Annotated in this window: 11 protein-coding genes; 2 read left to right on the top strand and 9 right to left on the bottom strand. The window is 60.2% G+C overall.

Annotation, left to right across the window (positions count from 1 at the left end; translation table 11 throughout):
• Position 1: 1 nt before the first annotated feature.
• Together ACQZ5Y_RS20045 and ACQZ5Y_RS20040 are read left to right on the top strand one after the other, a co-directional pair.
• A complete protein-coding gene (locus tag ACQZ5Y_RS20045) occupies positions 2-997 on the top strand; it encodes a carbohydrate ABC transporter permease (protein WP_004431062.1) in 996 nt (331 codons plus the stop codon).
• A 2-nt stretch (positions 998-999) separates the two neighbouring features.
• The gene (locus tag ACQZ5Y_RS20040; protein WP_013762383.1) at positions 1,000-2,058 is read left to right on the top strand and encodes a carbohydrate ABC transporter permease; all 1,059 of its coding nucleotides are present in this window, start codon (positions 1,000-1,002) and stop codon (positions 2,056-2,058) included.
• A 10-nt stretch (positions 2,059-2,068) separates the two neighbouring features.
• Here the strand turns inward: ACQZ5Y_RS20040 and ACQZ5Y_RS20035 are convergent, their stop codons facing one another.
• The 9 genes from ACQZ5Y_RS20035 to ACQZ5Y_RS19995 all read right to left on the bottom strand — a co-directional run bounded on the left by ACQZ5Y_RS20035 (position 2,069) and on the right by ACQZ5Y_RS19995 (position 11,465).
• Positions 2,069-3,115 carry a LacI family DNA-binding transcriptional regulator gene (locus ACQZ5Y_RS20035; RefSeq protein ID WP_013762382.1) on the bottom strand — a complete coding sequence of 349 codons (1,047 nt, stop codon included), beginning with the start codon at positions 3,113-3,115 and terminating at the stop codon, positions 2,069-2,071.
• A 220-nt stretch (positions 3,116-3,335) separates the two neighbouring features.
• Complete coding sequence (locus ACQZ5Y_RS20030; RefSeq protein WP_174051085.1) at positions 3,336-4,121, bottom strand: TIM barrel protein; 786 nt, start codon at positions 4,119-4,121, stop codon at positions 3,336-3,338.
• Positions 4,122-4,130: 9 nt separating this feature from the next.
• Positions 4,131-5,141 (bottom strand): Gfo/Idh/MocA family protein, encoded by a 1,011-nt coding sequence (locus ACQZ5Y_RS20025; RefSeq protein ID WP_174051083.1) that lies wholly within the window; start codon positions 5,139-5,141, stop codon positions 4,131-4,133.
• A 10-nt stretch (positions 5,142-5,151) separates the two neighbouring features.
• Positions 5,152-6,051, bottom strand: coding sequence for a sugar phosphate isomerase/epimerase family protein (locus tag ACQZ5Y_RS20020; RefSeq protein WP_004431052.1), 900 nt, complete (start codon positions 6,049-6,051; stop codon positions 5,152-5,154).
• Positions 6,052-6,193: 142 nt separating this feature from the next.
• Positions 6,194-7,135, bottom strand: a complete 942-nt coding sequence (locus tag ACQZ5Y_RS20015; RefSeq protein ID WP_013762379.1) for a sugar ABC transporter substrate-binding protein — start codon at positions 7,133-7,135, stop codon at positions 6,194-6,196.
• Between the two features lie 282 nt (positions 7,136-7,417).
• Positions 7,418-8,446: a LacI family DNA-binding transcriptional regulator gene (locus ACQZ5Y_RS20010; RefSeq protein ID WP_038495107.1), complete on the bottom strand. Its 1,029-nt coding sequence runs from the start codon at positions 8,444-8,446 to the stop codon at positions 7,418-7,420.
• 403 nt (positions 8,447-8,849) lie between these two features.
• Positions 8,850-10,055 (bottom strand): 3-oxoadipyl-CoA thiolase, encoded by a 1,206-nt coding sequence (gene pcaF, locus ACQZ5Y_RS20005; RefSeq protein WP_174051081.1) that lies wholly within the window; start codon positions 10,053-10,055, stop codon positions 8,850-8,852.
• A gap of 10 nt (positions 10,056-10,065) precedes the next feature.
• Positions 10,066-10,761 carry a CoA transferase subunit B gene (locus ACQZ5Y_RS20000; protein WP_004431045.1) on the bottom strand — a complete coding sequence of 232 codons (696 nt, stop codon included), beginning with the start codon at positions 10,759-10,761 and terminating at the stop codon, positions 10,066-10,068.
• Positions 10,758-11,465: a 3-oxoacid CoA-transferase subunit A gene (locus tag ACQZ5Y_RS19995; RefSeq protein ID WP_019567005.1), complete on the bottom strand. Its 708-nt coding sequence runs from the start codon at positions 11,463-11,465 to the stop codon at positions 10,758-10,760. The genes ACQZ5Y_RS20000 and ACQZ5Y_RS19995 overlap by 4 nt, the downstream gene beginning before the upstream one ends.
• Between the last annotated feature and the right edge of the window lie 3 nt (positions 11,466-11,468).

The raw sequence follows: 11,468 nt of genomic DNA, 5'->3' as shown, positions 1-11,468 counted from the left end.
CATGGCCAATCCGACGCTTGCGAGACTGTCCGACCGCGTGCTCGACGCCGTGATGGCAATCGCCGAAGTGCCGCTCAACCTCATAGAGCGGCTGATCGGCAAAAGGCGCATGCCCTATATTTTCCTGATGCCGAACCTCGTTCTCTTCGGCATCTTCACCTTCCTGCCGATTGCCATTGCCGTCGGTTACGCCTTTACCGGCGGCACCGAGCTGCTGATCACCGACCGCCCCTTTGTCGGTCTGGAGAATTTCGGCAAGCTGCTCGATTGCCAGAGCTATATGGACCCCGGAAGCTGCCGGGAATCGCTGTTCTGGACAGCGATCTGGAACACGCTCTGGTTTGTCGGCTTCAACGTTGTCGCCACGCTGTTCGTCGCGCTGGTCACGGCCCTCATTCTTAACAGGGCGATTGCCGCGCGCGGCTTCTTCCGCGCCATGTTCTTTTATCCCGTGCTGCTGTCACCTGTCGTCATCGGCCTCATCTGGAAATGGTTTCTTGACCGCAACGGACTGCTGAACGCCTTCTTCCAGATGCTCGGCGTGCCGCCGGAAATCTTCCTGCTGGATGTCGGCTGGTCGCGCTTCTTCGTCGTGGTCGTATCCGTCTGGTTCCACATGGGCTTTTACACGCTCATCCTGCTGGCCGGGCTGCAGGCCATTCCCAAAGACCTTTATGAAGCAGCCGCAATCGACGCCGCTTCGCCCCGACGCACATTGCTGCGCATCACCCTGCCGCTGCTGGCTCCCAACCTTCTCGTCGTACTGATCCTTTTGATGATCCGCTCAGTGCAAATATTTGATGAAGCCTGGGTTTTGACCAATGGCGGCGGGCCGGGCACGGCCAACACGTTCGTGGTGCAATATATCTACCAGATGGCCTTTGGCAGCGATCTCAGGCTCTTCGGCCTCGCATCCGCCGCATCGGTTCTTATGGGCCTTGTTCTTCTCGCGCTGACGCTCGTGCAACTGCGCCTCGGCAAAAAGATGGAGTCCTGATCATGTCCGGCAATATAAACGCAGTCACTTTCCTGACGCGAACCCGCCGCCCCGGCAGGATCGGTCTCACCGATATTCTCTCGTGGGTGTGGCTCATCGGCGGCACGCTCGCGGTGCTCATACCCGTTGTCTGGGCCGCCATGTCCTCGCTGAAGCCGGAAGCCGAGATCACACGGTTTCCGCCGAGCCTTCTGCCGCGCGCCGCCGTGCAGGTGGAAGTTCCAGGTTATGACAGGCCGCTCAGCCTCTGGACCGTCACCATCGACGGCATGGAGCGGGAGATGGCCATGGTCCGGCGCGTTGGCATCAAGGCGCAGATGGTGGATCCGGCCAATCCCGGCCCGCCGGTCAGCGTCGACACACGCGAAATGTCGCCCGTCCAGAAACTGACGATCGCGACGCAGAATTTCACCGATCCCTTGACCCAGTTCAACTTCCTGACTTTCCTGAAAAACTCAGTCTTCGTCACTGTTGTCGCGACGGTTTTAACCTTGATCGTCAACGCCATGGCGGCGTTTGCTCTCTCGAAATACCGCTTCCGCGGCGAGAAGGCGATTTTCGTGCTGATCATCTCGACGCTGATGATCCCACTTACCGTCGTCATGGTGCCAGCCTATCTTGTTATCGTCGGTGTCGGCCTCGTCGACAATCTCTGGGGTGTCATCATTCCCACCGTCGCGACGCCAACCGGCGTGTTCCTGCTCAGGCAATACATGCTGACGATCCCCGACGAACTCATCGAAGCCGCGCGCGTCGATGCGGCCAGCGAGTTCCGCATCTTCTGGCGCATCATCCTGCCGCTGACGGCACCTGCACTAGCGGTTCTCGCAATCTTCTCGGTGCTGTGGCGCTGGAACGACTTCCTCTGGCCGTTGATCGTCCTCAGCAGCCGCGAGAACTTCACACTGCAGGTGGGCCTGAACGCCTTCCAGGGCGAGTTCTCGGTGCAATGGCACTATATTCTCGCCATGACCTTCCTCAGCCTGGCGCCGGTTACCGTCGTGTTCCTGTTCCTGCAACGCTATATCACGACAGGCATTGCTGGGACGGGCATGAAGTAAAAGCTCGGTATCACTTGGGGGGCGGTGCGATGCTGCCCCTCAGCACAAGTCGACAGCCAAGTTCCAGCCGGTGCGCAGGCCGGGTCGGGTCGGCGGCGACAAGCCGCTGCTCCAGCAGGGAAAGTGCCGCACCACCCAGCCTGTCGGCGGGCAATTGAATGGTGCTGAGCGGCGGCGCACTGAAGGCCGCCGGCATGATATCGTCAAAACCCAATACCGAAACATCATCGGGAACCCGGACACCGGCTTCCGTCAGTGCTTTCAGACAGCCGAGCGCCAGATTGTCGGCAGCGCAGAAAATCGCCGTTGCATTTCTGAGCGGGCGCTCCTCGGCCAGCAGGCGACGAATGGCGGTTTCGCCCCATTGGGGTTCATAACTCTCCACCTCAATGACCATATCCGCAGGCACCGGAAACCCCGCCGCAAGAAATGCGTCGCTATAGCCGTCGTAACGGCGGCGGATCGTCGTGCGCCCCTTCCAGGTAATGTGCAGAATATTGCGATGCCCAAGGGAAAGCAGGTGCTCGATGCCAAGGCGGGCGCCGAAACGGTTCTCGGCCGTCACCGTATCGACGATCATGGCCGGGTCCTCGCCATTGATCAGCACCACCGGTTTGCCGAGCGCCGAAAGCGCCTGAACCAGTTGCGACCGGTCATCGTTCAACACCACGATGCCATCCACATTGTCGGCATCCGCCGCCTGCGCCACCGCGACAGGGTCAAGCCGGCTTGTGGCGCTGACGAAGGGAACGATGCGAATGCCGCGCCGTTCGCATTCGCGCCGGAAGCCGTTCAGCATCGTCCAGCTGACCATGTTGAGATCACTTTGCGGAGCCGCATCGTTGGTCATTGCCAGCAACACCACGCGCAGGGTCGCAATCGTCGCCTTCTGCCGGCGGTTTTCGAGATAACCGAGCGAACGGGCCGCTTCCAGCACCCGCTCGCGCACCAGCGTGGTCAAGGGGGCCGTGCCGTTAAGGGCGTGCGAAGCGGTGCTAAGCGAAACATTCGCCTGCTGCGCCACATCCTTAAGCGTCGTTTTCCTGTCTATTTTCATAAAAGGGAAATTCACCCACTCTTTTAAGGATGGGGCGGGCAAGAAACCGGCACAAAGCAGTTGATTTCAAGAATACCCGAGCCCGATTGCTGCTCTGTTTTGTCACGCAAAGATTACAGCATCATCCGTAAAAGCGGAATTGATTTCTCTGTGTTTTCTACCAATCAGCCTGTATTCGAACGCAAGCACCGCCTGCAGCAAACCGCAGGCGGTGAGGCGGTCATAGCGCCTGGGAGATATGGTCGATACTGTCTCTGACGGCAGCAGCCGGGTCTTTCAACTCATGCACCTCAGCCGCGAAAGGCTCGAAGCTGTAAGGCCCCTTGTAGCCAGCGGCCTCCAGCGTCCTGATCTGGGCAAGATTCTCCAGCCGGTCGTCGCTATCCACCAGAACGCGGTGGGCGTCCAGCATGTCGGCGACGGAGACGGCGGGGTCTGTCACGCCTGATATGTGGACGAGGCCGGTGCGTTCGGGGAAAAACACCGTCTCTCCTACCAGATGATGATGGAAAGTGTCGTGCACCAGCCTGTAGACATCGCCCCCGCCTACCGCGTCGATGGCCTTGACGGCCTCAGCCTTGGTGCGCAGCGACGAGACGGGGAAACCGAGCGGTTCGACAAGGCCGGTCAGCCCACGCTCCTCGAGGATGGGCTTCATGGCCTTGAGCGCGGCCACGAGATCGTCGAAGGGTACCTGTCGGCCCTCGTTGAGCGGGCACATGACAAGCGCCTTCGCGCCACTTGCGGCGGCGTAATCAGCCATCACGACTGCCCTTTTTGGCAGATCGCCCGACCAGACGTTGAATGGGTATAGCGCGTTGATGGAGATGATGGTCACGCCGGCCTTTTCGGCCGCGGCCTTCACGGCAGCCGGGTCCACCGTGCCGACGATGTCAGGCAGGTCGTTGCGGATTTCGACTTCGCTAAGGCCAAGATTGCGCGCTGTCGCGAAGAAGTCCTCGAGGGAGAGTTTTGGTGCGGTGATGTGGTTGATGGCAAAACGCATGAGATATCCTCACTTATAAAGGGCAGGACGCGCGGGAAGGTCGATGGCGACCGCAGCGCCACCGGTTTCCTGCGCCGTGACGCAGGCATCGGATGTGATGGCGGCGACGTAACCGTCCCAGGAATTCGGTCCGGCCGCAGTCCCCTTCGCCGCCGCATGGATGAAATCCTGCAGCTCGACATCATAGCTCGCGATAAAGCGATCCTTCCAGTCTGTCAGGATATCGTTCTGTAGCTTGGCGCCAAGGCGGGTCTGGACGGACATCGGTTCTGGCAGGCTGGCGATGCCATCCTCTCCCACCACCTGGCACTGAATATCATAGCCATAATGGCAATTGACGAAAATTTCGACGTCGATGAGCGTGCCCCTGGTGGTCTCCAGAACGACGATCTGCGGATCCTTCAGCCGCGCATGGCTTCTGGCCGCCGAGCGGGGAAAGAGGACCCGCGCCGAAACATAATCATCGTCGAGCAGCCAGCGCAGCACGTCGATCTCGTGGATCATCGTGTCGTGGATGGCCATAGCAGTCACATATTGCTCCGGAACCGCCGGATTGCGATGGGCGGCGTGCACCATGATCGGCGCGCCGATCTTGGTGTCGACGGCCTGTTTCAACGCCACATAACCGGCGTCATAACGGCGCATGAAGCCCACCTGAACCAGCCGCTTGCCCTGCGCCACCTCGGCGTCAACGATGCGTTTTGCCCCTTCCGCCGTTGTCGCCAGCGGCTTTTCGCAAAAGCAGGGCTTGCCGGCGGCAATGGCGGCCAGCACATATTGCTCATGCGTGGCACCCCAGGATGTCACCAGAACGGCGTCCACATCCGGCGATGCAATCAGTTCCTCGCCGGTGGCGAAAATGAAGGCGTCCGCAGCAATGTCGTTCTTCACCGCCTCGGCGGATGCAGGGTTGACGTCACTCAGCGCCACGACCTTTGCGCCTCCGAGGACCTTGTTGATGCGGCGGGCATGGTCACGGCCAATCGCCCCGGTGCCGATGACACCAATTCTCACAGTCATGGGAAAAACCTCACTTGCGGTATTTTTCGATATAGTTGTTGATCTCGGCGCACATGAACCTGCCCGATTCATCGGCCCTGTCCTCCCAGGCAAAAACACAGGAGGTCATGATGCCGTCGAAGCCGATTTCGGAAAGCGTGCCGAAGAAGTCGTCCCACGGCACCTCACCCTGGCCGATGTTCAGGTGCTGGTGCACGCGCGCCTGCGTGCCGGGCGGGTTGAGAATGTAGCGCAGCCCTGAACTGGCCTTGTGATTGAAGGTGTCACCGACATGCACGTGGGCGAGCACATCCTTCGCTTCGCGCAGCATCGCCTTGGTGTCGTCGCCGAAATAGAAGGTGTGCGGGGCGCAATAGAGAAACTTCACATTCTTCGAATTGACGGTGCGGATGATGTCAAGCGCCGGCTGAAGTGTCTCGCACCAGTCTTCCGGATGCGGCTCGACATGCAGATTGATGCCTTCGCGCTCGAAGATCGGCACAAGTTCTTCCATTGAACGCCACCAGGCATCCTCGCAGGCCTCGATCATCGAGCCGGTATGGCAGCAATAGCAGGAACCCTTGTCGGGATGCGGTCCACGGCCAAATTCGGAGTTCATCGTATCGACCTCCAGTTCGACGGCGATCTCGATGGCGCGTTTCCAGTGCTTCACTGCCGCCTGCCGCTCGGTCTCGTCATTGGAGGCCCAGCGATACATCGGCAGCAGCGAGGCAATCTTGACGTTTTCGGCCGCCAGCGCCTTCTTGAACGAGCGGATCCTTTCGGGAAACACGCGTGGCGCCTTGAACCATTCGAGGAAATCGGCGCGCGGGCTGAGCTCGATCCAGTCGTAGCCGAGCTCCCTAACTTTGGCGGGAAGGGCTTCGAGGCTAAGATGGCGGTGCATGAACGGGTCGATGGCGATGCGCATTTACGCTTCCTTGTCGTCGGTATCTGTTGAGGTCGTTGCGGACAGGTTAGGCCGCGGTCCGGGAGAAGAGACCGCGGCCTTGGGCCTGCTTTTCCATGAGCGGCCCCTGGTTTATTCCTGGCATTCCCAGTGAATGCCGGCCTCAGTTCTTCGCCTGATAATCCTTGAGGTTGGCGGGCGTGACGAGTTCGAAGGGCACGAAGACCTTCTTGTCGATCGTCTCGCCCTTGGCGAGTTTCAGCGCGGCATCCACCGCGCCCTTGCCCTGGCCGGCGGCATTCTGGAAAACACTGACATCCAGTTCGCCCGCCGCCATCGCGGCAAGTGCATCCTGGGTCGCGTCGATACCCGCAATAATGACGCCGTCCATCGGCCGGCCGGTCGCCTTCAACGACTGGATCGCGCCGATCGCCATCTCGTCATTGTTTGAAATCACCGCATCGAACTCAACGCCAGCCGAGAGCCAGTTGGTCATCAGGTCCGACCCCTGCGTGCGCGACCAGTTGGCGGATTGCTCCTCAACGAGCTTGATGAAGCTGCAATCCGGAGTGGCGACGACCTCCTTGATGTCCTCAGTCCGCATGCGCGCCGCCTGGTTGGAGAGCTCGCCCATCATCACCACGGCCTTGGCTTCCGTCTTGCCGGCAGCTTTCAGAAGCCGGCAGACTTCCTGCGTCTGCAACGTTCCCGACTGTTTTTCATCGGAAGCGACGAAGGCCTGCTTGTCCGGCAGGTTGTCGAGATTGACCGGCTGGCGGTTGACGTAGACAAGCGGAATGCCGGCTGCGGCGGCCGCCTGCGAAAGCGCCACCGTCGCATCCGTATCAACGGGATTGACGATGATGGCGTCGACGCCAGCCGCGACAAAGTTCTGCACCTGGCTCAATTGTTTGCCGACATCGTTCTGGGCGTCCTCGATCTGCAGCGAGACACCGTTCATACCCTTCGAATAGTCGATCATGCCGTTACGCAGCACGGTCAGGAAATTGTCGTCGAACAGGGCCATCGAAACGCCGATGGTCTGAGCCGAAGCCGTGGTCGCCAGCATGGTGGCCAGAGCCGCAATCGCAAAATGTCTTTTCATGTCATCCTCCTCCGAAACTCTTGAAAAGAAACCGGTCGCACAGCCGCAAGTGCATTGCGCCACAGCCGATCGCCGGCAAAAGGATACCCGTCGCCGAAGATGGAAATCTGCGGCGTTTGGCAACCTTGAAACATCGTTATTGTCGTGGATCAGCCTCCTGCCCGCTCCACATGCCGGCAACATGATCCTAGTCCGGGGCCGGCGTCAACGCGTCTTCGGCGGGCAAAACCATCATGGCTGATAGAAATAGACGCGGCATTTATGATAGAATCTATCAAACCATCAAAGGCTCTCAGGAACCCATAGATGAGCGGGCACAAATCTCTGTCCCGGTGTTTCCGCCATGCCGTGTTCGATGGTGTGAACCATCGTGGCAACAAGATCCGTGCACAGTTCGCGAAGCGGTGTCTGGAACACGCCGGTAATACGCCGCTCAAGCAGCGCCTGACGGGATTCCGGCGTCAACTCGTTGACGAGGCAGACGATGGTTTCCTGGCGGTTCTCCTGCTGCAAGGCCTCGATCACACCTTCCATGCCGCCGCCGATGCAATAGATGCCGACGAGATCTTGGTGTTTGGCGATGGTGTCCATGACAAGCTCGTAGGTCAGCCGCCGCGTTTCCAACGTGATCAGCGCGTCCATCACCTCGAATTCCGGCGCATATTCCCTGATATAGCTCCGAAAGCCGGTTTCCCGCAGCGAATGACCGTGAAAACGGTGGCCACCGAGCAATAGCAGCACCTTGCCCTTGCTGCGCGCCAGCCGCGAGATCATCCACGCCGCCGTGCGCCCAACCTTCATGTTATTCGCGCCAAGATAGGCCTCCCGCACACCCTGCGCGAAATCGGAAAGCAGGGAAAAGGTGGGAATACCCTTCGCCTTCAGCGCCTCAACGGCCGCCGTAACGTCATGATGGTCAGGACCGGTGGCCGCAACGGCCTGCACCCGACCTTTCATGCCGGACAGAAGGGCCGCAAGCTCGCTCGGCTCGCCCGACTGCGCAAATTCGATGCGCAGGTTCAGATGGCGATCCCTCACGTTGCGCGCCGCAAGCTCCAGCTCATCGGCAAATGCCTGGTAAAAGGAGTGCCGTTCTTTCCGCAGAATGATTCCGAGATTATAGGACGGCAGATCGGCCAGCATGCGCTGGCGGATGATGTTGGTGGCATGGAAACCGATCTTTTCCGCCGCCTCGAACACCCGCCGCGAGGTTTCCTCCCGCACCGGCAGGCGACCATTCAATACCCTGTCGACAGTCGCAACGCTGACGCCGGCGGCGTTTGCAACATCTGTGATTGTCGGACGCTTCATGAAGACACCCCTTACACGGAAAGAATCCTGTCATACCCCGCAAAACATGTCACGGATCATGATAGAATCCAACGCAAACCGAGATTTCGGCGAGGGGTGCCATAGCACGCGGCATAAATATTGATGGCTGGGGTGTCTGGTGCGAGGCCTGCTTTTCCACGTCCCTCATCTTTGTGCTTGTCACAGAGATCCAGCCAGCCCAAGTCCTTGGGCTGAAAAGACTCCCTCCGCCGCGCAGACGCGCGTCGGCTGGATTCCTGTGACAAGCACAGGAATGAGGGGAGTTGGAATGCACCACCGCGAGAAAATCATGCGTGGAGTTCCTGAGCACCTGCCGACATAGGTGAAGACACGGCGGCAGCGGCATCCGGACCGTTCAACAGAACCGAATGCCGCGGTCCCGTCAGACCCGCTCGAGCGCCACGGCAATGCCCTGCCCGACGCCGATGCACATGGTCGAAAGCGCATAACGCTTGCCGGTCAGAGAAAGCTCGAGTGCTGCGGTGCCGGCAATGCGCGCACCGGACATCCCAAGCGGATGCCCAAGCGCAATCGCGCCGCCATTTGCATTCACCCGCGCATCGTCATCGGCAATGCCGAGCTGGCGAAGCGTTGCGAGACCCTGGCTGGCGAAGGCTTCGTTCAGCTCGATCACGTCAAGCTCTTCCTGTTTCAGGCCGAGACGCGCCAGAAGCTTGGCTGAGGCAGGCGCGGGGCCAATGCCCATGACGCGCGGCGGAACGCCGGCCGTTGCTCCGCCGAGAATGCGGGCAATCGGCGTCAGGCCGTATTTCTTTGCGGCTTCAGCCGAAGCGATGATGAGGGCCGCCGCACCGTCATTGACGCCGGATGCATTGCCCGCCGTCACTGTCGCACTGTCGCGCTTGTTGACAGGCTTCAGCTTTGCAAGAGCTTCAAGGCTCGTCGCGCGCGGATGTTCGTCTTTAGACACTACCAGCGGATCGCCCTTGCGCTGCGGGATCGTGACCGAGACGATTTCCTTGTCGAGGCGGCCATTGGCCTGCGCGTCGGCTGCCTTTTGCTGGCTGCGAACGGCAAAGGCGTCCTGATCTTCGCGGGAGACCTGATAATCGACGGCGACGTTATCACCGGTCTCCGGCATGGAATCGACGCCATATTGCGCCTTCATCAGCGGGTTGACGAAACGCCAGCCGATGGTCGTGTCGTAGATTTCGGCGTTGCGTGAAAAGGCGCTTTCGGCCTTGGGCAGCACGAAGGGCGCGCGGCTCATGCTTTCCACGCCGCCTGCGATCATCAATTCCGCCTCGCCGGATTTGACGGCACGGGCAGCGGCGATGACAGCGTCCATGCCCGAACCGCACAACCGGTTGATCGTGGTTCCGGTCACCGAAACCGGCAGGCCGGCCAGCAGCAGCGACATGCGGGCAACATTGCGGTTATCTTCGCCCGCCTGGTTGGCGCAGCCAAAGATCACGTCCTCAACGGCTTCCCAATCCACGGACGGGTTACGCTCGACAAGCGCCCGCAAGGGCACAGCACCGAGATCGTCAGCCCGCACTGAAGACAATGCACCGCCGAAACGGCCGATCGGTGTGCGGATATAGTCGCAGATGAATGCATCGGTCATCGGTTGTTCCTCAAAGTTCCGGGGCGACAAGATCGGCGACTTCGCCATCGACATGGAGAGGCGCGCCGGTCATGGCCTGCAATTCATCGAAGCTCATCGCCGCCAGCTTTTCGCGCAAAACGAAACGGCCATCCACGACGTCAATCACCGCATGGCTGGTGTAGATGCGGGTGATGCAGCCGACGCCAGTCAGCGGAAAGGCGCATTTTTCGACAAGCTTCGGCTCGCCGTTCTTCGTCACGTGTTCGGTGATGACGAAAACCTGCTTGGCGCCATGCACCAGATCCATGGCACCGCCAACGGCGGGCACGCCCTTGGAGCCAACGCGCCAATTGGCGAGATCACCATTCTGCGCCACCTGATAGGCGCCGAGGATCGCCACATCCAGATGCCCGCCGCGCACCATGGCGAAGCTGTCGGCATGGTGGAAGAAGGAGGCACCCGGCTTCAGCGTCACCGCCTTCTTGCCGGCATTGATGAGGTTCCAGTCCTCTTCACCTTCCGGCGGCGCTTCGCCGAAATTCAGGATGCCGTTTTCGGTGTGGAAGATAGCCTGACGGCCGGGCGGCTGGTAACGGGCGACCATTTCGGGAAAACCGATACCGAGATTGACGTAAGCGCCATCCTCAATGTCCTGCGCCGCGCGCCAGGCGATCTGGGCGTTGGAGAGCTTGATATCGTCGCGAGTGTTGATTGGCTGGGTCATGCGTAGGCTACTCCCGCACGAATGAGGACTTCTTCCTGTTGCGGATTGGCGATTTCCACGACGCCGTTGACGAAAATGCCGGGCGTGACGACATGCTCGGGGTCGATCTCGCCGGCAGCGACGATCTTCGAGACCTGGGCGATGGTGGTGGCTGCCGCCATGCACATCAGCGGGTTAAAATTGCGCCCCGCCTTGTTATAGGTGAGATTGCCGTAGGTATCGCCAAGCTCAGCCTTGACGATGGCGAAATCCGCCTTCAGCCAGCGTTCCTGAACATACGACCGGCCGTCGAATTCGGCGATCGGCTTGCCATTGGCAAGCTCCGTGCCAAAGGCAGTCGGGGTGTAGAATGCCGGAATGCCGGCGCCACCGGCACGGATACGCTCGGCAAGCGTGCCCTGCGGCACAAGTTCCAGCTCGATTTCGCCGGCCAGATATCTGTCGGTGAAAGCGCGCGGATCGGAAGAGCGCGGAAACGAGCAGATCATCTTCTTGACCATGCCCGCATCGATCATTGCGGCAATGCCGATACGGCCATTGCCGGCGTTGTTGTTGATGACCGTCAGGTTTTTCGGTCCCTTGTCGATCAGGGCGTGGATCAGCTCGATGGGCGCGCCGGAGCCGCCAAAACCGCCGATCATCACCGTCGCGCCGTCGCCGATACCGGAAATGGCATCAGTCGCGCTCTTGATTGTCTTGTCCATATC

The organism is Agrobacterium sp. A3-95 (genome assembly GCF_053521785.1).
This window is presented reverse-complemented; position numbering and strand designations above follow the sequence as displayed.

What these genes read in the sequence shown, in the direction of transcription:
- ACQZ5Y_RS20000 (WP_004431045.1), bottom strand. Translation starts at nt 10,761, where the DNA reads ATGACCCAGCCAATCAACACTCGCGACGATATCAAGCTCTCCAACGCC.
- ACQZ5Y_RS20045 (WP_004431062.1), top strand. Translation starts at nt 2, where the DNA reads ATGGCCAATCCGACGCTTGCGAGACTGTCCGACCGCGTGCTCGACGCC.
- ACQZ5Y_RS20015 (WP_013762379.1), bottom strand. Translation starts at nt 7,135, where the DNA reads ATGAAAAGACATTTTGCGATTGCGGCTCTGGCCACCATGCTGGCGACC.
- ACQZ5Y_RS20030 (WP_174051085.1), bottom strand. Translation starts at nt 4,121, where the DNA reads ATGCGTTTTGCCATCAACCACATCACCGCACCAAAACTCTCCCTCGAG.
- ACQZ5Y_RS20010 (WP_038495107.1), bottom strand. Translation starts at nt 8,446, where the DNA reads ATGAAGCGTCCGACAATCACAGATGTTGCAAACGCCGCCGGCGTCAGC.
- ACQZ5Y_RS19995 (WP_019567005.1), bottom strand. Translation starts at nt 11,465, where the DNA reads ATGGACAAGACAATCAAGAGCGCGACTGATGCCATTTCCGGTATCGGC.
- ACQZ5Y_RS20025 (WP_174051083.1), bottom strand. Translation starts at nt 5,141, where the DNA reads ATGACTGTGAGAATTGGTGTCATCGGCACCGGGGCGATTGGCCGTGAC.
- ACQZ5Y_RS20040 (WP_013762383.1), top strand. Translation starts at nt 1,000, where the DNA reads ATGTCCGGCAATATAAACGCAGTCACTTTCCTGACGCGAACCCGCCGC.
- ACQZ5Y_RS20035 (WP_013762382.1), bottom strand. Translation starts at nt 3,115, where the DNA reads ATGAAAATAGACAGGAAAACGACGCTTAAGGATGTGGCGCAGCAGGCG.
- pcaF (WP_174051081.1), bottom strand. Translation starts at nt 10,055, where the DNA reads ATGACCGATGCATTCATCTGCGACTATATCCGCACACCGATCGGCCGT.
- ACQZ5Y_RS20020 (WP_004431052.1), bottom strand. Translation starts at nt 6,051, where the DNA reads ATGCGCATCGCCATCGACCCGTTCATGCACCGCCATCTTAGCCTCGAA.